The sequence below is a fragment of the Bacteroides sp. An51A genome, assembly GCF_002161565.1.
Taxonomy (GTDB): domain Bacteria; phylum Bacteroidota; class Bacteroidia; order Bacteroidales; family Bacteroidaceae; genus Phocaeicola; species Phocaeicola intestinalis.
Genome location: NZ_NFIC01000004.1, coordinates 345,001 through 364,583 on the forward strand (window position 1 = coordinate 345,001; position 19,583 = coordinate 364,583).

Here is a 19,583-nt window from a genome sequence, read left to right on the forward strand (position 1 = left end):
GTTATTTTCTTTTCCTGCGGGTACTAAGATGTTTCAGTTCCCCGCGTTGGCCTCCGCCACCGGCGGATGTCACCCCTTCAAGGTGACGGGTTGTCCCATTCGGACACCCGCGGATCAAAGGCCACTTGCGCCTCCCCGCGGATTTTCGCAGCTTGTCACGTCCTTCATCGCCTCCGGGAGCCTAGGCATCCACCATGCGCCCTTCTCTACTTTCGCGCACTCCCGCGGCAACACGCCGCGGGAGGCTTATGCTTTGTTTCATTGGTTGCTTGTCACATCATGTCACAGATCTCCTTCGTGTGGAGAATAACGGATTCGAACCGTTGACCCCCTGCTTGCAAAGCAGGTGCTCTAGCCAGCTGAGCTAATCCCCCAAGACCGTAGTCCCAGGCAGAGTTGAACTGCCGACCTCCACATTATCAGTGTGGCGCTCTGACCAACTGAGCTATAGGACTGGCATCTTCAAGCCCTGTGCGATTCAACGCCCATAGAGTCGGATATGTCAGGTACAGGAAACGGAAACGAAAGGAACCACGCAAGAAACATGAGACCGGACGCTCCAGAAAGGAGGTGTTCCAGCCGCACCTTCCGGTACGGCTACCTTGTTACGACTTAGCCCCAATCACCGGTTTTACCCTAGGGCGCCCCTTGCGGTTACGCACTTCAGGTACCCCCGGCTTTCATGGCTTGACGGGCGGTGTGTACAAGGCCCGGGAACGTATTCACCGCGCCATGGCTGATGCGCGATTACTAGCGAATCCAGCTTCGTGGAGCCGGGTTGCAGGCTCCAGTCCGAACTGGGAGGGGATTTCGGGATTCGCGCGCCGTCGCCGGCTGGCAGCCCTCTGTACCCCCCATTGTAACACGTGTGTAGCCCCGGACGTAAGGGCCGTGCTGATTTGACGTCATCCCCACCTTCCTCGCATCTTACGATGGCAGTACCGGCAGAGTACCCAGCATCACCTGATGGCAACTGCCGGAAGGGGTTGCGCTCGTTATGGCACTTAAGCCGACACCTCACGGCACGAGCTGACGACAACCATGCAGCACCTCCGCGCCTGCCTTGCGGCTGCACCGTTTCCGGCACATTCAGGCGCAGTTCAAGCCCGGGTAAGGTTCCTCGCGTATCATCGAATTAAACCACATGTTCCTCCGCTTGTGCGGGCCCCCGTCAATTCCTTTGAGTTTCACCGTTGCCGGCGTACTCCCCAGGTGGGACACTTAACGCTTTCGCTTGGCCGCCGACTGTATATCGCCGACAGCGGGTGTCCATCGTTTACCGTGCGGACTACCAGGGTATCTAATCCTGTTTGATACCCGCACCTTCGAGCCTCAACGTCAGTGGCGGGCTGGCATGCTGCCTTCGCAATCGGGGTTCTTCGTGATATCTATGCATTTCACCGCTACACCACGAATTCCGCATGCCGCGACCGTACTCAAGCCCCACAGTTTCAACTGCAATTTTACGGTTGAGCCGCAAACTTTCACAGCTGACTTAAGGGGCCGTCTGCGCTCCCTTTAAACCCAATAAATCCGGATAACGCTCGCATCCTCCGTATTACCGCGGCTGCTGGCACGGAGTTAGCCGATGCTTATTCGCAGGGTACCTGCAATATGCCACACGTGGCACACTTTATCCCCCTGCAAAAGGAGTTTACAACCCGTAGGGCAGTCATCCTCCACGCTACTTGGCTGGTTCAGGCTCGCGCCCATTGACCAATATTCCTCACTGCTGCCTCCCGTAGGAGTTTGGGCCGTGTCTCAGTCCCAATGTGGGGGGCCTTCCTCTCAGAACCCCTATCCATCGTCGCCTTGGTGGGCCGTTACCCCGCCAACAAGCTAATGGAACGCATCCCCATCGGCGGCCGATAACTCTTTAGTCAGGCTGTCATGGAACTGCCTGACACCATCGGGGATTAATCTTTCTTTCGAAAGGCTGGACCCGGGCCGCCGGAAGGTCGGATACGCGTTACTCACCCGTGCGCCGGTCGCCATCAGGCTTAGCAAGCTAAGCCCATGCTGCCCCTCGACTTGCATGTGTTAGGCCTGTAGCTAGCGTTCATCCTGAGCCAGGATCAAACTCTTCATTGTAAAATATCTTTTCATCGCCTGCCTCCCCAAAAAAAGAAAGGCAAGGCGCTTTTTTTCCTGTCCAGGTCCGGTTACATCTTTCTAACCTTCACGTCATTCACTTTTCGTACTGCGTTTCCTGTATCCAAATCATATCAAAGATCTTGCTCACCAGGGACTTACACAACCTTTTCAGGTGGCGTCCCTTTCGGAAAGCGAGTGCAAAGGTACGCCTTTTTACCGAAACTGCAAGAAACTGGAGAACTTTTTTTGAAACTTTTTTCATGTGAAATATGCAAAATGCTGATATTCACAGATATACAGGAAAATATTTACACCTAGAGAAAACTTAGTAAGAATAACAATACTCCTTATTATATATAACAACAGAAAACCGAAGGCAAGGATACAAAAAAGCACCTATATGTACGGGGCAACGGATATATCTTCCATGCCCCCGTACATATAAGTGCGTACCTTGAATGAATTAAGTAATGCTGTATCAGGTTCTAATAAATGAAGTAGCCTTCAACGAAATAATATATGCAGCATTAAATGCATTTATCTTGCACTTGTCATCTTCTCCTTCAGTTATGCATTAATCTATATTTTCAAACTCAGTCAATTTACCAGTTACAGAGTCAATAATAAATCCACGCACGACTACATCTTTAGGCACTAATGGATGATGTTTTACCAAATGCACACTACCTCGTACCGATTGCTCCACATCGTCAAACCCGCTCAACCAAGCGTGCAAATCAACATTGCAATACTCCATCATCTCAATGTCACGGTCGGATACTCCGTGCTCTTTAATATGTCGCAACATGACCTGACTATCCATGTGTTGCGCCCCACAATCCGTATGACCGATAATCATAATTTCTTCTACACCCAGTTCGTAAATACCTACCAACAAGCTACGCATCACACTTCCAAAGGGATGTGTCACCGTTCCTCCGGCATTCTTAATCATCTTTACATCCCCGTTGCGCAAGCCTAAGGCAGCAGGTATCAACTCAACCAAACGCGTATCCATACAGGTCACTATCGCAATCTTCTTATCAGGATATTTTGTGGTTACGTACTGTTCATAGCCTTTGTTTTCTACAAAGGAACGATTGAACTCCAATAATTCGTCTATCATACACACTTAATTTTATGTTTCAAACCGCACAAAGATACGCAAAAAGGCCCACTCTTCCGAAGATAAACTTCTTCTAAGTGAGCCTTGCTGATTATTTTCGGGAGGAAATCAATTTTCCTGCAACGTTATTCCATCCATGCAGAAATAGGAAGGGGTATTCATACCGAAATCACCGGTATCGGAAGAAGACATTTCAAACGTAATATAGTCGGCATCCGCCAGTTCGCTCCAGTCGAACCATTGCCACGTATCGAGAATCCTGCTGTTCCCATCACGAAAATCCGCCAAATAGAAATGTATCGTATCGGTTTCATTACTTGTATGACCGATAGCGGTTAGCTTGAACCAATCGCCAGTTTTTTCGGAATCGCCAGTTTCGAACTTTGTAACCAAGCCTGAGCCACCGTCATTCCCATCCTTGATAGCCAAATAATCATACGTTGTATTGGTCACCCACGCTCCTTTGAAGCGGTATTTTCCGGGTTGCAGATTGGTTATGCGTGCCGGTGTGTACTCGTTCGTATTGCCGGTCAGATAAACACTTCCATTCTTGCCGGCACCGATGATGGCACTCAGATTCGTGTATCCCGGCGTTGTTACATCTGTGCCATTGGTGTAAGTGAATCCTCCGCCAAAGCCCCAATCACTAAAATAATGGGAAAAAGAGACCAATGCCTGAGGGTCGGAGAACGTAGTCTTTTGATAATAGCCGTCCGCTTCCCCTTTGGACGCGAGATAGAAAGTGTCAGAAGCACTCAATTCACCCTCGAAACTAATCACCACTTCTTCTTTCTGTCCTTCACTTGCCGGATTCTCGTCATCGCTACAATTCCAAAGCGACACACACAACAGTGCCGCCCAAAACCATACTAATTTTTTCATCTGTCCTAATTGCTTTAATTGATTCATGTTATCTTTTGGTTAAAATATAAACCTATTCACACAAGGAAGTTATCCCTGCGCATCTTCGCATAACACCGATTGCAATTAGAAAAAGGGAATAATAAAGAGAGGGCAGCCCGAAAAGCCACATCCTGCCGTATTCCCACGCTTTTTCCTCGAAAGCAGTGAAAATGCAAAGGCACACGGCAGGTCTTCTGACTTGTTCCTATCGACAAACCGCCTTCCCAAGATACCCTCCCAGTGGCTAAGAATGGTTTGCGACACTTCAGTCTATGGAACTTACAGCAGCGGGACTGTTCAGGACTTGCACCTGATTCCCTTTTAATCGGACGTGGTTTGCCCGAACCGTTGCATGGGCAAAGATAGAAAGTTTTTCATTACATGAACCGACGTTAACAAACATTAATAGAAGTATAAGCAGGATTAAGGGCATCTTCTTGTTTATTGACAAAGAAACATAACCAACAACCGACAATATGGAATTTATCATCGTTTCAGTACTTCTTATCGCCACCGCTTCCTTTGTAGGAGGCTGGGCTTTGGTCAGTTTCTACAAAGCCGAACTACATTATGGAACATATTTTCATACAAATACCCAACAACAATCCGATATAGAAGAGATTGACTCCCAAAAGATTTTTGAGTCCAAGATCTCCCTTTTGGACAAACCCATCAGCTTTTCCTTTCCGATAACCCGTCGGACATGCACACAAACCTCTTCTGAATAAAGCCGCTATATAAGTCCATCCGCTGTAAGATTAATAATCTTCAGGCTGCAAGATTATTAATCTTACAAGCGGAAGATTATTAATCTTACACCAGACGAGGCTATCTGCGTTGAGAGAAGAAGATAATAACAACAACCTTTTAAATCATCTGAATATGATAAAGTACAGCTTAGTAATGCGTGGTGAACGGAACGGAGACAGCACACTTTAACTGTGACATCAACAAATGCACAAATGCATACCGCGCATAGTATAAATCACCGCTGTACTGGAAATATCACCCGATACTTTCCGCTCAAATGCATAAAAGCGAATAAACGGAGTAATCCATCGTAGTAATAATTGAAACCTGGAGTAGGACGACTATCCCACAAACGCTGCACAAACTCACGACTTTTGGCATGTGTGCAGACCAGCGATACAGCGGCCGCCGTAGCCACAAGTCCTGGCGCATGAGAAGGTTTTCCCATTTGCAAACTGTCTGGCAACATTGTGCCATCCACATTATATTGATTGACAAACGTATCAATCCCCTGTCCATACAGAAAATCCTGAATCTTATTGCCGTATGCATGCTGCCATTCCCGGTCGGCACATGACCACGAATAATCAAGCGCAATGTTCATCGGCACACGCCAAGAATCAAAACGGAAAGCATCGCCTATCATCCAACCTTTATGCATCAAACTTCCGTCGTAGTTACTATAATCAGGAGTCAACCCTGTAACAGGATGAACTGCCTTATGCAAAAAATGGCGGCTGCGTTCGGCACATTCTTTCCAATATGCAGCACGTCCATCGTCAGCCCAACGTGCCCAAACTTCGTAAAAGGCAGGCAAATGGTAAGAAGGATCGGTAAAACCATAACCGAACTTATTCGGGACAAACGTAATAAGCTTGTGTTCTTTATGAATAAGCGGCATAACACTATCTGTTCCATCTTTTTCCATGGCACAATCCAGTATATGCTGAGCTTCGGCCAGATAATCAATACCCGTATCATTTCCCCACAGGTTCGAAGCAAAAATTAATGAGGTAATGAAATAAAGCTCGCCGTCCGAAGCCGACCCTCCATCGATATGACTCCCGTCTTTCCGGCAACACCAGGCAAAATAACCTTCCGAAGCTCCTTCCTTATGCTGCATATAAGTCTTGGTCCAACGCCAAAGCCGGTCAAAAATGTCTTTTTTCTCAAACTGCACAGCTATCATCATACCGTATGACATACCTTCACTACGCACATCATCATGTATTATATCACAGATATATGCTGTAGAGTCATCGGGTTCAACATAAACCTTGTTCTCCGGTGAAAAGATTTCATCGAAAACCGACTGCACCCGAGCATCAATTTCTTGAGAACTGTAGCCCATTTCAGCAAAAATATTACGATATTTCCCTGTGTCGAAAGCCCCCTCCGTCCAAGGACTTTGCAGCAAATCCTGCGTTTCCGGAACTGAAGCCAATACGGAAAAGAACGGCAATCCTAATAACACCAAGAAAAGCATTCCGAAAATTCTGTTTTTCATTTGTTCTTTCATAATTGAAATATACTTGTTAAGGTTCAAAAATCATTTACTGCCGGCAAACGTAAACAAAACAAATGACTTTTCTCCTATATTAATGTTACAAAGATTATTCTGTATGTTACATCGGGGTACAGGGATACGTTTTTTTTCGTATATTTGCCGAAAATAAACATTTTAAACAACAAATGCTTATGGCAAAAGAACTCGAACTGAAATACGGCTGCAACCCCAACCAGAAGCCAGCACGTATTTATATGAAAGAAGGAGAACTGCCGCTGGAAGTGCTGAACGGACGTCCGGGATACATCAATTTCCTTGATGCGCTGAACGGCTGGCAGTTGGTGAAAGAACTGAAAGAAGCGACCGGCATGCCTGCCGCTACCTCATTCAAGCACGTTAGCCCTGCCGGTGCCGCCATCGGGCTGGAACTGGACGAAACGATGAAACAGATTTACTTCGTAGGCGATCTGCCGTTGTCTCCCCTCGCTAACGCATACGTGCGTGCCCGCGGTGCCGACCGCATGTCATCGTACGGCGACTTTATCGCGCTGAGCGATGTGTGCGACGAAGAGACCGCCCGCTTCATCAACCGTGAAGTTTCGGACGGCGTTATCGCTCCGGGCTATACCGAAGAGGCGTTGGCTATCCTGAAAGCGAAACGTAAAGGTACATACAACGTCATTCAGATTGACCCGGAATATCGTCCGGCTCCCATCGAGCACAAAGACGTGTTCGGCATCACCTTCGAACAGGGACGCAACGAAATCAAGCTGAACGGAGAGGAACTCTTCGCCAACATCCCGACACAGAACAAGAACCTGCCCGACGCGGCAAAGCGTGACCTGATGATTGCGCTTATCACCCTGAAATATACCCAATCGAATTCGGTGTGCTATGTGAAGGACGGACAAGCCATCGGTATCGGCGCCGGCCAGCAGAGCCGCATCCACTGCACCCGCCTTGCCGGAAACAAAGCCGATATCTGGTACCTGCGCCAGCACCCGAAAGTATTGAACTTGCCTTGGGTAGAGAAAATCCGCCGTGCCGACCGCGACAACACCATCGACGTATACATCAGCGATGATCACGATGATGTATTGGCTGACGGCGTTTGGCAACAGTTCTTTACCGAAAAGCCCGAAGTATTGACCCGCGAAGAGAAACGTGCCTGGCTGGACACGCTGAAAGGCGTATCGTTAGGCTCGGATGCCTTCTTCCCCTTCGGCGACAACATCGAACGTGCACACAAGAGCGGCGTGGAATACATCGCCCAGGCAGGAGGTTCGGTGCGCGACGACCATGTCATCGAAACATGCGATAAATACGGCATCACGATGGCGTTTACAGGTATCCGTCTGTTCCATCATTAATATTAATTTCGAACACAGAGACACGGAGGCACAGAGTTTTATATTCTACAAAAATATATGCTCTGTGCCTTTGTGTTCTATTTTGCTTTACCTCAAGATGCCGGTATCTTTATCCGCTTTCTGTTCAATGTTCCGCCGGACATCTTTATATGCCCTTCCCTGTGAGAATTTCCATGCAATGTTCAGGCTCACGAAATTGCCCAAGTCACGGCAATGCAGAGCAGTCGTTTTCCGGACATAACGGTTGTACACATCCGACTGGAATTGCTTGTAACGGTTTCTAAACGGTTGTTGCCAGACAAGCGACAAGTTCAGGTTCTTGTACCGGTAGGATGCGTTCAGAGAAACAAACGAGCTGTTGAATCCTTCGGTCTCACCTTCGAGGAAACGGAAACCGCTGTCCATGAATGCCGAAAGGGTAAGTTTGCCTAAGTAAGCCTGCACATTGGCTGTACCCGAATAAAACGTCTTGCAATGCGTATAGTCTTCGCCGAAGTTAAAACAGCGGAAAAGCGTACCAGATAACGCTATCGAAAGCTTATCGGGGACTATCCAACCATTCGCATACAGCATCAGGTTAAGCACATCGATTTCTTTTTGATTGAGTTGGGTGTACACAAACCGGTTGTCTTCGGTCCGGATATACGTAGCCATATTCGGCTGGTGGCAACGTTTTCCGTATGCCTGGACAAAAGACTGGAAGCGGGGATGCGTGTACGAAATCTGAAAAGTATGCGCTTGCTCGCGGTTGGGGCGGATATCGGGATTGCCCAGCGTCCATTCCATGCTGTTGTTGCGGATAGAAGTATTGCTAATCATCGCCACCCGCGAAACATGCTCGCTTATCTGGAAATCATATTTCAGCTGGACGGCTTGCACTGGATTGTAGGCAACGGAAGCCTTCGGGCGGAACAGCCAGTACTGATAATCGTGCGCTTGCTGGCGGTAATCCAAATAACTGCCGCCTACTCCCGCCACATACCTTATCGGACCAAGTTTCCCCTTTATCTCGGCAAAAGCGTAGACGCTGCGGTTATGCATCGGATTGACGGAATTTACATCACCCGTGTACTTATTCTTCGTGTATTTCTGCATGTAGTTTGCCCCAGCAGTAAACGTAAAAGGCTTGAGCCGGTTCTCGTAAACGGCTTCACTCATCAGGGAATAAGTCTTCCCTTCCACCTGATATGCATACGGCGCACCCTCATCGTAACTGCTGCGGAGCGAAGTGGCGATATACGTCCCTACGGCATTCAGTGTCAGCGACTGACGGGAAGTCAATTGCTTAAAGAAATACAAATCCAAGACCGGACTGGAGCTACGGTTTCGTTCGCATTGCGTGGCAAGGTATTCCTCGTTTCCTTCCAGAATCTGCTTCCGGTTATAATTGTCGGGGACATGCGAGAAACCGGCATTCAGTGAAGCCTGAAACACATAATCGGCAGAATCGGCAAGGTTGTATTTCAATTGCAAGCCGTTGCTAAAACTCCGGCTGCGCGAAGCGATGTCGTTCCGCCCAATGGTACGGACCGACCCGTCCGTAAGCCGGTAATGAGCTGTTTCATTCGTCCGGTTTCCCTTAAAGTCCTTGTATCCGAAATTATAACTCAACGAAAGCTCGCTGTTCCCGGCGTTCCATTTTCCGTAAATTAAATCATTGCCCGACTTAGCAGTCAGTGCCTGGGTCAGATCAATGCCGACCGTATATCCGCTATCCGCCCGGCGGGTCAGAATGTTAATAACGTATGCGATTCCTTCTCCGTATCTCACCCCGGGATTGTCGATAAAGTCTATCCGGCTGATGCTTCCGGGAGAAAGCGCCAGCATTTCTTCCCGTCCTACAATAATGCCATTGATGCGCAACTGGATGCTTCCCCGTCCGTCGATGGCAGAGAGGCTTTGCGAAACCTCATCCACACGGATATTGGGCAAGGATAACTTCTGCAGAATGCTATACCCCGAATGCGATGCATTTTTCTGCGTTTCGGTGGGATAAATAATTTGCCCGTCGGGTTTATGAATTACTTTAGCCGCCTTTATTTCTACTTCTCCAAGTTCGATAGTCTTCGTCTCATTCTGTGCCGAGCCAACGAGGGCATATACGAATAAGACCAGCAAGATGTTGATACGTTTCATTGTGTCCATGTTTTTAGTCCGGACACAAAAATACGTTCGAAGGCTACACACTCACCTAACATGTAGCTGACATCTTCCTGACATTTGGCTGACAACTGGTTTTCGGTTTGATTTCCAGCGCATAGCTTCTTCCTTTATGAGCGACAAGCTGCAATTCGCTACATGCCTCAAGAATCGGTTTCAACCGTTTCACCAAGGTATAGAGCGTATCGTTGGCATCCGCTTTCTTGGGCCAAAGCAGGGCGCATATCTCTTCTTTCGATACCGAATGGGAAGGAGCCTGCCATAGCATCAACATCAATCGGTATTGCATCGGAGTAAAGTGGACAAACGCATGGCTTGCGTCATAGAAACACTTGTCCTCGGGCGAATAAGAAAGCCCTCCATAGCTGACGGTACCAGCAGGCGTCTCCTTCTTCCGAAAAAGAAATGCAGTTCCCGCCGCCCAAAGCAACGCAGCAAAAGCCAGCAAGGACGACCAACGCTGGTCGGACATACGGAATATACCGATTGCAGAAAGGCGTGCGTAACTTTTCACGGCAAGCGTCGTTCCGGTCGCTTCATTGTTCACTATCAACGTATCGCTGCTGATAACGTCCACTTCCGGAAACTTGCCGGGATAAGCCTCATCAACAATATGAAACGAAAGGAAGGCATTGTCTTTCAGCTTCCGGTTCTTCAAATTACGGCATAGCTTCCGGTCGGCAATGGCAAGCCATACTTCTCCGTCCGACACTTGCCTAAGCCGCTTGTATGCCCGGATGGAGTCTTGCGTGACGATATCCTCCTGCCTTTCTCCAAACATACGCAACAAAGCCTGGTTCAAGTCGGCGGTTATCGCTTCTTTGGCACCACAATACCCCTGACGCCCTGCCAACAAAGACGAGAGCATCAACACCATAAAGACTCCAACAGATAAGATTCTCCTGTTCATATCATTTTTCCCGATTGTATTTCATACGGCAAAAATAGTAAAAATAGTCCGAAAGCCCCAACGGCTTTTACACGGCTTATGCCGTTTTCGGTCAAATAATGCGTTACGCTTCCTTTTTTTGCCTATATTTGCTGAAAAGAAACGTTTATTCAGGACAAAGATGAAAACAAAGAGATTTTCTTGCAGCATCTATGCGTGGACGCTTTTCGTCTGCGCATTCGGATTGGTATCCTGCCACGACCTGACTATCGACAACGGAGGGTATCTCAGTATGATGAATAGAGGCACTATCGTAGGCAACGACGAAGACGGCTATTACCTCTTTTCGGACGGAAGAAACGAAGTCGCCATCTGCTACGGCAAAGGACTGGACAAATACGAACGGGCTTACTACAGCCTGTCGTTCAAAGAAGAAAACCGGTTCTTTAGCGACCGCACTCCCGGCTTCACTATCATTGACAACGCAAGGGTAGGAATTGTGGAAACCTACAAGGTCATCCACCCCATCAGTAAAGCAGAAGCGGACAAACGGGGCATCACGCATCCGGACAGTTGCAGCGTAGACGAGAACTTTTATTTTTCCAACTCTTACGGAGCGTACTGCGGTTATTTCGATTTCTCCACGCTCGCAACAATTACTCACGACCTTTACACGCATTACGAATATGCATCCATTCCCATAGACTTGGTATACGACCCTGCCCGCCAAAGTCCGGACACGCTACGCTTGGAGCTTTGCTATCGCCCCCACGTGCCGGAAGGTTGGGAAAAGTATCGCTATGAAGCCGGCACTTTTTCGTGCGACATCTCCGGACTCGCCAACTTGCAGGAATGGAACGATTCGCTTTACATCGTAGTGGACACGGGAGACAAGCAGCTCCACTACATGCCCATCAGCAAAAAAGGCTTCAAGAAGCCCGAACCGTTTTTCGATTTTTAGAACCTGTTTTGAATTTCTCCCAAAAGTTTTCTCGCCTTGATGCATTATTTTTGTGTGTGCTTTGGGAGATTTTTGAGTCATTCCAAATCATCACACGACAAATCCAAAACAGTTTCTTCTTCATCGAATTTCTTCCAGTCTTTTTTCTTTAGAATCAAGTTTTTTCACCTTTTAGAAGTTACATTAGCAGCTTTCCTTGGCTTATTTCCTCCTTTATAATTCCTCAATCTCTTCCAATGCCAATTGCGTAAAATGGGCAATGGTTTCAACAGGCATACCTGCTTCTTTCATCTTCTTTGCCATTTCTCTCATGCGTAAAACCATTTCCTTTTCACTTTCCGCCTTCGCTTCTGCCCTGCCTTTAGCCTCTCCTTCCGCAAGCCCTTCGGCACGACCTTCTGCTCTACCTTCTGCTCTACCCTCTGCACGACCTTCAGCACGACCTTCAGCACGACCTTCAGCACGTCCTTCTTTCAAACCTTCGGCACGACCTTCATACCAGCCTGTTTTAATAACACTCCGTTGGTAGCGCAAAGCCTCCATATCATGGATATATGCACGCCTGTCTTGGTCGGAAAGCGAATCCACCCGGAGCCGCTCCCGTGCTTCAGGCAAACCCTTAGCGGTAGCCGAACTATCTATATTGCCCGTCTTGAGGAACTCTATCCATTCATCAAGAGGTGTCTTAGCTATTTTATCGAAGTCATTTACACGTAGCACGTAATATTCTGGGAAAATATCTCCGGCGTCTTTTCCAATAAACCTTTCCCTCTGCCGTATGGAAAGTTGCAATACGTCATTTGGGTCATGCAACCCCCGGAATATGGTTTTCCCATGATAGACATAATCTTTCCCTTGTCCCAATTCGAAGTACACGATATTAATGGAGTAGATTTTCTTTACTTTATCATAATCATCGCCGAGGTTAATATACTCAGAAATAGTTTTCGACACACCATACAACATCCGGTGAAAGTAATCTAACTCGTGGTTGTTCTGCACTTCAATAATAAGAAGCCGCCCTTGCTCGTCTTCCACCAGCATATCAGCACGGTTAAACTTGTCATTCACTTCTGTCTGGTTTGCTTCACTTTCCAGGAAACGTACGATGTGCAAGTCTTCTCCCAATAGAGTTGACAGAAATCCTTCCAGCACGACATAATTACTCTTGTCTCTGAGCAGACGTTTCATCGCCCAATCGAAACGAATGAGATTATTCTTCATATCCTATCGTTTTTAATTTTCACAAAAATACGAATTTAATTGGGAACGACAACATACAGAAAGAAAAACGAGGATGTTGTTCCTTATTATTCATCCTCGTTTCCATATAAAATTATCAAAACTTGAAGCCTGCGCTGAAGAAGAGGTCATAGTTACGTGGACCATCCTTACAAACCTTACACAAACCGAAATCGGCATCCACGCCTACTATCCAGTGTGGGAAATCGAGCGCAACACCGACTCCGATGCCGGCATCGAAGCGGCGGAAGCCGTCCCAACCCACTCCATCGGCATCCTTGAAAGTTTTCCAAGAAGTAGTAACATCATTTTGCTCATATTCCGTTTTACCGTTCACGCCTACTGCAACATACGGACCTGCCGTAAACACAAGGTCGAAGCTATCGGTAGCACGCATGTGGAACGCAGCCATCAAAGGAACCTGAAAATAGTTCTGATTGACTTTCACATCATTTTCCATCTTCGCACCTTTCGAGACCCAGCTCAGCCCGGGCTGGAAAGAGAACCATTCGTTCAAGGGGACATCCGCTGTAACACCTACACGCGGATTAAAAATGGCATTCGAACCTTTTGCCGCATCTCCCGTCCAGCCACTCATGCCGATGCCCACTTCGAACATCATCGTCGGCCTCATCTGCGCCGACACCGTAAGCATCGACAACATACATACCGCTAACAGAAATAACTTTTTCATACGCTTATCATTTTAGATTGTTTTGCATAGAACAAATATAAGGTTTTTAATCGGTATGCAAAACAAAAATCGGTGATATTGCACAGAAATCGCTACGTTTCGACAAAGTTTCTTCCCCGATGCGGATATATGTATGCATCCGGTTACCCGTTTTTATGCCGATTGGCACGGCGGCGGCGATATTCTGCCTTCATTTTTGCTGAACCAGATCCATGTGTTCCGGTTATATATGCTTTCTTCTTTGCTTTCGTTTTTACCTTTTCTTCTTTTTCCTTTTTCAAGCCGGCACCTTTAAAGATAATACCTTCCGCTAAAATTTTCTCTATATCCATACGTTTTGGTTTTATTCGAAATAAACGATTTCTATATCCTGAGCCTCTGCAAACTCTTTCATCAGCCCTACCATATAATTGACGGATTCAACCAATCCCTCACTTCCTCCATACGCATTCATTATCGCCAACACGTGCGTAGTGTCTATGCTCATCTTTGTCCGTTCGTGGTCACTGGTAGGCGTTCCGATACCTCCAATGGCATCCCGATAGACTGGCATACCCTCAATATTCAGTGTGCCCCTGCCGATACCTTCGTAAGGTTCTCCGGCTCGTCCGATACCCAACACCAGGCGATCGCCTTGAATTTTGTCACGGTCGAAACCTCCTATCGAATTCCCACTATAAATAGAAGCCAGGTTAATCAAGTCTACCAACGTATCAATCTGATACAACGGAATGCCCCGCAAGATGCGCCGGCACAACGCTTCGGACGAAGGACGATAGCGGCTGGGGTCTTTCCCACATTTCTTATAAGCCTGTCGGGTAGCCTGAATAGCAGGCATTTCCTTGATAGAATCGACGGTATATTTCGCGCGATACAAGGCGGTAAACTCGTCAATCCGCTTCCATAACTCAGCACTATAAACCGTATTCTTTACCGTAGCAAAAACAGCCGCTCCCCGAAACTGCGGCCAAGCACGATGTAATTCTTCGGATACTTCTATTTTCATAAGTCTTTAAATTTTTCAACACATCATTATCCCTGACAAAATCCGTCCGGAAGCAATACCCAGCCTCCGTGCGGAAAAGAAATCATCTTTATTCTTCCACGTACAAATGCCACTGACCTCAATACGCGAAGTGTTCACTCCAAACTCCAGAAGCTGCATCCGGTTGGTTTCCCAAAGATCAATATGCCACTTCTCTTTCCGGACAGCAATACGCGGCATATCAAAACCAGCCTTATCAAAAATATCATAAACCTCATCCCCGACTTCGAATGCATCTTGTGAAATACCCGGACCTATACAAGCATATATATCTTCTCCTCGCGTACCATACACTTTTTTCATCACACTCAAAGTCTTACATACAATACGTGCCACCGTACCTCTCCATCCTGCATGGATAGCCGCTATTGCCCGATGACGCACATCATAGCACAAGACCGGAATACAATCGGCGGTAGATACGCAAAGACAAACTTTCGGCACATTTGTAACCAAAGCATCCACTCCTTCGAGCAACGCCTCCCTGTCCGGTTTACCCTTCTGCAAGAATACATCATCCACGATTCGTATTTCCGTCTGATGTACCTGATGCGGAATAACCAGTTCACCACGCACTGGCAATAGCGAACTAAGCAATTCCCGGTTTTTGAGAACAGCTTCCGGCATATCCCCACAATAGCCGTTGCAATTGAAAGATGCGTAACTCCCTTGACTATATCCGCCATGACGGGTCGTCGAAAAACAAAAAATGTTGGAATACAGCTCCGTCAAACCGTATTTCAACATCCTTCTATCTTCAGTCAGCCTGTTGTCCATCATTTTTCCGGTTCATCGTCCCAGTCTTCTTCATACTCGTACTCGAAGTCATCTTCATCATCCACGTCTTCTACGTAACTGAAATCCTCGTCCATATCTTTCAATTCTTCCTGCAACAGATGGATGTCCTTTGACCGATGTACGATAGATGACTGACGCAATCCTTCCAACTGATTACCTTCTTTATTCAGTTCTGTCCACAAGATGTCTTTCAACTCTTGAATACCCATACCGGTCACAGATGAAATAAATACACAAGGAAGATTGTCTGGAAGTGTCGGCTTCAACATTTCCATCAATTCTTCATCCAGCATGTCACATTTGGTGACGGCAAGCACCCGCTGCTTATCAAGCATTTCGGGATTGAACTTTGCCAGTTCGTTCAACAGCACATCATATTCATGACGGATGTCATCTGCATCGCCGGGCACCATAAACAACAACAAAGAATTGCGTTCGATATGTCGCAGGAATCGCAAACCCAAACCTTTTCCTTCGCTTGCTCCTTCGATAATGCCCGGTATATCTGCCATCACGAAAGACTTTCCATCGTGATAAGACACGATACCCAAGTTCGGTTCGAGGGTAGTAAACGGATAATCAGCTATCTTCGGACGTGCCGCCGACACTCTTGACAACAGTGTCGACTTTCCAGCATTGGGAAAGCCTACCAGTCCGACATCCGCCAGCAGTTTCAGTTCCAGTATCACCATCATTTCCTGCATCGGCTCGCCCGGCTGTGCAAAACGTGGAGCCTGACGTGTGGCTGTACGGAAATGCCAGTTACCCAGTCCTCCTCTACCTCCTTTCAACAAGATGACCTCCTGCCCGTGTTCGGTTATGTCGCATACATATTCGCCCGTCTCAGCATTGTATGCCACGGTTCCGCACGGCACTTCAATCACCTTATCTGCACCGTCTTTACCAAAGCTCCGGCTCTTTGAACCGTTCCCGCCATTCTCGGCAAACACATGACGTTCGTACTTCAGATGCAACAGAGTCCAATAATTACGGTTTCCGCGCAAAATGACATGTCCTCCTCTACCGCCGTCTCCTCCATCGGGACCACCGTTGGGCATATATTTCTCCCGCCGTAAATGAGCCGATCCGCGTCCTCCCTTGCCAGAGCGACAATAAATTTTCACATAATCTACAAAATTCGATTCTGCCATAAAAATATTTTTTAGTTTTTGAGTTTATAAGTTTTTGAGTTCTTAAGTTTCTTGTTTTTAAGCCCATAAGCCTAAATGGTCCAAGAACTTATAAACTTAAAAACTCAAAAAACTTATAAACTTAAAATCTCAAAAACTTACAGACTATCCACAGCCTTACAAATGTCAGCGAAAATGCCATCCATCGAGCCAAGACCGTTGATATGATGGTATTTGCCATCGTTCTTATACCAGTCAATCAACGGAGAGGTCTGCGAATGATATACCACCAGACGTTTTTTGATAGTTTCCTCATTATCATCCGCACGTCCGGATTCCTGCCCACGCTTGATAAGACGAGCCATCAGCTCATCTTCCGGCACTTCCAGGTCCAACATCACCGACACCTCTTGTCCGCGTTCGGCCAACATCTGCTTTAAAGCTTCGGCCTGTGCAATGGTACGGGGAAAACCATCGAAAATCACTCCCTTGCTGTCTTTGAAACTATCGAACACACTTGCAAGTATATCAATCATCAAAGCATCCGGTATAAGTTGGCCGTTGCTTATATATTCATTAGCCGTTTTACCTAACTCCGTACCGTTCTTGATTTCGGCACGCAATACATCTCCCGTCGAAATATGGTTCAAACCGTATTTCTCCACGATACGTGCGCTCTGAGTTCCTTTCCCCGAACCTGGAGCACCAAAAATTACAATGTTCAACATCTTTTTTACCTTATATTATTGATTAGTGATTATTCTACAACCGAATAAATATCACGATAATTACGTCCCAGCCCCTCATAGTCCAGACCGTATCCCACGATAAAGTCGTTGGGGATGCGCATTGCCACATAACGGATATCCAAGTCCACCTTCAGCTTGTCGGGCTTTAGCAGCAACGTGGCAATCCGTATTTCCTTCGGGTGCTGCGCCCGCAGCGTCTCAATCAGCCTCTGCATCGTCAAGCCTGTATCCACGATGTCTTCCACAATCACCACCGTACGTCCGGTTATGTTTTCGTTCAGTCCCACCAGTTCCTTCACTTTTCCGGTAGAAGAGGTTCCCTCGTACGAAGCCAGCTTGACAAACGAGATTTCACACGGAATCGTGAGACGTTTCATCAAATCTGCCGTAAACATAAAAGAGCCGTTTAAGACACTGATAAAAAGTGGGTTGTCACCTGCCAAATCTGCATTAATCTCACCGGCTACCCGTGTCACTTCCTTCAGAATGGACGCTTCGGATATAAAAGTCTTAAACTGCTTATCTTTAATCTGGATTGTGTTCATAATGGCGCTTCTTTATAAAATTGGGACAAAAATACGATTTTTCCCTTAAACTTCTATACTTTTTTTGTACTTTTACCCGCAAATAGCTATTATGACACAAAGATGAAAATACTTACTTGCACCCAACAAAAGGAAGCCGATGCCTATACCATCGCCAATAACAATATTCTCTCCATCAACTTGATGGAAAAAGCAGCCTCGCTGATTGCCGATGAAATCAGCAAAAGGTGGGATCGTTCACACCGCATCGTTGTATTTGCCGGAGCGGGCAACAACGGAGGTGATGCCCTTGCAGTCGCACGCCTTCTGTTCTCCAAGAGTTATCCGGTAGAAATTTACCTGTTCAATATCAAAGGAACCATTTCGGAAGACTGCATGACCAATATCCAGCGATTGCAGCAATGCGGATTCACTGACTATCACGAAATCAGCAACGCATTCGAACCACCCAAACTGACGGCTGAAGATGTAGTAGTAGACGGACTTTTCGGCTCAGGACTGAACAAGCCGCTGAGTGGCGGATTCGCCTCCGTCGTAAAATACATCAATGCTTCCAACGCACAGGTAGTCTCCATTGATCTTCCTTCCGGACTGATGGGAGAAGACAACAGCAACAACCTGCGTACAAACATTATCCGTGCTGACCTGACCCTGAGCATCCAGTTACCAAAACTGGCTTTCCTTTTCCCTGAAAACGAAGACATCGTGGGCGAATGGAAAACACTCGACATCGGCATTAGCCAAGAGTTCATCGCACAAGCAGATACTCCTTATATTATTACGGAGGCTAGTGAAATGAGCCAACTCATCAAACCGCGCAAACGCTTTGCTTTCAAGAACAACTTCGGACATGCACTGCTTATCGCCGGCTCGAGTGGGATGGCTGGTGCTTCCATCCTAGCAGCACGTGCCTGTTTGCGTTCAGGCGTAGGATTGCTTACCATACATACCCCTGTATGCAACCACGACATCCTGCAAACAGCCGTACCCGAAGCTATGGTACAAAATGACGTGCACGAACTTTACTTCGCCGAACCAGTCGACCTTGACAACTATCAGGCGATAGCCATCGGTCCAGGCATCGGGCAGGAAGAAGAAACGGCACTTGCCACCTTCGACCAGCTTGCCGATTGCTACATTCCCGCCGTGCTCGATGCAGATGCCATCAATATCTTAAGTTCGCACCGGAACTATCTGAACCGCTTGCCTCGCCGAAGCATCCTCACGCCACACATTGGCGAACTGGAACGCCTTATCGGACGTTGCAACGATAGTTTCGACCGGCTGACCAAGGCTAAAGAACTTGCCGCCTACCTGCAATGCTATATCGTACTGAAGGGTGCCTACTCCACTGTTATCACACCGGAAGGCAAATTCTACTTCAATCCCACAGGTAATCCAGGCATGGCAACCGGTGGAAGCGGAGATGTGCTGACTGGTATCATACTTGCTCTGCTGGCTCAAGGATACTCACAAGAAAATGCAGCACGGCTGGGTACATTCGTACACGGACTGGCCGGCGACATAGCCTGCCGCCGTACCGGAGAAATCAGCCTGACCGCCAGCGACATCATCGCTGCACTGCCCGAAGCCTGGAAAGAACTCTGTGAAACTAAATAA

At 47.3% G+C, this 19,583-nt stretch carries 17 protein-coding genes, 2 tRNA genes, 2 rRNA genes and 1 riboswitch (1 of these 22 running past the window's edge); of the genes, 4 read left to right on the forward strand and 17 right to left on the reverse strand.

The features are described 5' to 3' along the window. From B5G04_RS09890 to B5G04_RS09915, 6 genes are all read right to left on the reverse strand, one after another. Positions 1-217: ribosomal RNA gene (locus B5G04_RS09890) — 23S ribosomal RNA — on the reverse strand; it reaches 2,668 nt to the left of the window's first position. Between the two features lie 83 nt (positions 218-300). Beyond that, positions 301-374, reverse strand: a tRNA-Ala gene (locus B5G04_RS09895). A 7-nt stretch (positions 375-381) separates the two neighbouring features. After that, a tRNA-Ile gene (locus tag B5G04_RS09900) sits at positions 382-455 on the reverse strand. A gap of 108 nt (positions 456-563) precedes the next feature. Further along, positions 564-2,091: ribosomal RNA gene (locus tag B5G04_RS09905) — 16S ribosomal RNA — on the reverse strand. The 16S and 23S rRNA genes sit together here with 2 tRNA genes alongside, the layout of an rRNA operon. 577 nt (positions 2,092-2,668) lie before the next feature. Next, the gene (locus B5G04_RS09910; RefSeq protein ID WP_022040990.1) at positions 2,669-3,220 is read right to left on the reverse strand and encodes a carbonic anhydrase; all 552 of its coding nucleotides are present in this window, start codon (positions 3,218-3,220) and stop codon (positions 2,669-2,671) included. A 108-nt stretch (positions 3,221-3,328) separates the two neighbouring features. Continuing rightward, positions 3,329-4,102, reverse strand: a complete 774-nt coding sequence (locus tag B5G04_RS09915) for a DUF4465 domain-containing protein (protein ID WP_239414076.1) — start codon at positions 4,100-4,102, stop codon at positions 3,329-3,331. 187 nt (positions 4,103-4,289) lie between these two features. Next, positions 4,290-4,488, reverse strand: a riboswitch (cobalamin riboswitch). A gap of 111 nt (positions 4,489-4,599) precedes the next feature. Here B5G04_RS09915 and B5G04_RS09920 point away from each other — a divergent pair. Beyond that, positions 4,600-4,851 (forward strand): hypothetical protein, encoded by a 252-nt coding sequence (locus tag B5G04_RS09920; RefSeq protein WP_087396985.1) that lies wholly within the window; start codon positions 4,600-4,602, stop codon positions 4,849-4,851. Between the two features lie 257 nt (positions 4,852-5,108). On the opposite strand, the gene B5G04_RS09925 is transcribed toward B5G04_RS09920, so the two are convergent. Next, positions 5,109-6,380 carry a glycosyl hydrolase family 8 gene (locus tag B5G04_RS09925; RefSeq protein WP_225226463.1) on the reverse strand — a complete coding sequence of 424 codons (1,272 nt, stop codon included), beginning with the start codon at positions 6,378-6,380 and terminating at the stop codon, positions 5,109-5,111. Between the two features lie 152 nt (positions 6,381-6,532). On the opposite strand from B5G04_RS09925, the gene B5G04_RS09930 reads away from it, so the two are divergent. Beyond that, positions 6,533-7,750 (forward strand): phosphoribosylaminoimidazolecarboxamide formyltransferase, encoded by a 1,218-nt coding sequence (locus B5G04_RS09930; RefSeq protein ID WP_255376625.1) that lies wholly within the window; start codon positions 6,533-6,535, stop codon positions 7,748-7,750. 87 nt (positions 7,751-7,837) lie between these two features. Here B5G04_RS09930 and B5G04_RS09935 read toward each other — a convergent pair whose 3' ends face one another. Both B5G04_RS09935 and B5G04_RS09940 read right to left on the reverse strand, forming a co-directional pair. Next, positions 7,838-9,895, reverse strand: coding sequence for a TonB-dependent receptor (locus B5G04_RS09935; protein WP_225226465.1), 2,058 nt, complete (start codon positions 9,893-9,895; stop codon positions 7,838-7,840). A 46-nt stretch (positions 9,896-9,941) separates the two neighbouring features. After that, positions 9,942-10,820 carry a helix-turn-helix domain-containing protein gene (locus B5G04_RS09940; protein WP_087396989.1) on the reverse strand — a complete coding sequence of 293 codons (879 nt, stop codon included), beginning with the start codon at positions 10,818-10,820 and terminating at the stop codon, positions 9,942-9,944. 160 nt (positions 10,821-10,980) lie between these two features. On the opposite strand from B5G04_RS09940, the gene B5G04_RS09945 reads away from it, so the two are divergent. Beyond that, on the forward strand, positions 10,981-11,760 hold the full coding sequence (locus B5G04_RS09945) for a hypothetical protein (protein WP_087396991.1): 780 nt from the start codon (positions 10,981-10,983) through the stop codon (positions 11,758-11,760). Between the two features lie 213 nt (positions 11,761-11,973). Here the strand turns inward: B5G04_RS09945 and B5G04_RS09950 are convergent, their stop codons facing one another. The 8 genes from B5G04_RS09950 to hpt all read right to left on the reverse strand — a co-directional run bounded on the left by B5G04_RS09950 (position 11,974) and on the right by hpt (position 17,963). Further along, a complete protein-coding gene (locus B5G04_RS09950; RefSeq protein ID WP_087396993.1) occupies positions 11,974-12,984 on the reverse strand; it encodes an Rpn family recombination-promoting nuclease/putative transposase in 1,011 nt (336 codons plus the stop codon). 115 nt (positions 12,985-13,099) lie between these two features. Next, entirely contained in the window at positions 13,100-13,696 is a 597-nt protein-coding gene (locus B5G04_RS09955; protein ID WP_087210671.1) for a porin family protein, read from the reverse strand. A 143-nt stretch (positions 13,697-13,839) separates the two neighbouring features. After that, the gene (locus B5G04_RS09960) at positions 13,840-14,028 is read right to left on the reverse strand and encodes a hypothetical protein (RefSeq protein WP_022040967.1); all 189 of its coding nucleotides are present in this window, start codon (positions 14,026-14,028) and stop codon (positions 13,840-13,842) included. Between the two features lie 11 nt (positions 14,029-14,039). Further along, a complete protein-coding gene (locus B5G04_RS09965; RefSeq protein WP_087251210.1) occupies positions 14,040-14,702 on the reverse strand; it encodes a phenylalanine--tRNA ligase beta subunit-related protein in 663 nt (220 codons plus the stop codon). 15 nt (positions 14,703-14,717) lie between these two features. After that, positions 14,718-15,521 carry a peptidoglycan editing factor PgeF gene (gene pgeF, locus B5G04_RS09970; RefSeq protein ID WP_225226466.1) on the reverse strand — a complete coding sequence of 268 codons (804 nt, stop codon included), beginning with the start codon at positions 15,519-15,521 and terminating at the stop codon, positions 14,718-14,720. After that, entirely contained in the window at positions 15,518-16,690 is a 1,173-nt protein-coding gene (obgE, locus tag B5G04_RS09975) for a GTPase ObgE (RefSeq protein ID WP_022040970.1), read from the reverse strand. The genes pgeF and obgE overlap by 4 nt, the downstream gene beginning before the upstream one ends. Positions 16,691-16,827: 137 nt before the next feature. Next, positions 16,828-17,397, reverse strand: a complete 570-nt coding sequence (locus tag B5G04_RS09980; protein ID WP_022040971.1) for an adenylate kinase — start codon at positions 17,395-17,397, stop codon at positions 16,828-16,830. A 29-nt stretch (positions 17,398-17,426) separates the two neighbouring features. Next, positions 17,427-17,963, reverse strand: a complete 537-nt coding sequence (gene hpt / locus B5G04_RS09985; protein ID WP_022040972.1) for a hypoxanthine phosphoribosyltransferase — start codon at positions 17,961-17,963, stop codon at positions 17,427-17,429. A gap of 102 nt (positions 17,964-18,065) precedes the next feature. Between hpt and B5G04_RS09990 the strand changes: the two genes are divergently transcribed. Next, positions 18,066-19,583: an NAD(P)H-hydrate dehydratase gene (locus B5G04_RS09990; RefSeq protein ID WP_087210662.1), complete on the forward strand. Its 1,518-nt coding sequence runs from the start codon at positions 18,066-18,068 to the stop codon at positions 19,581-19,583.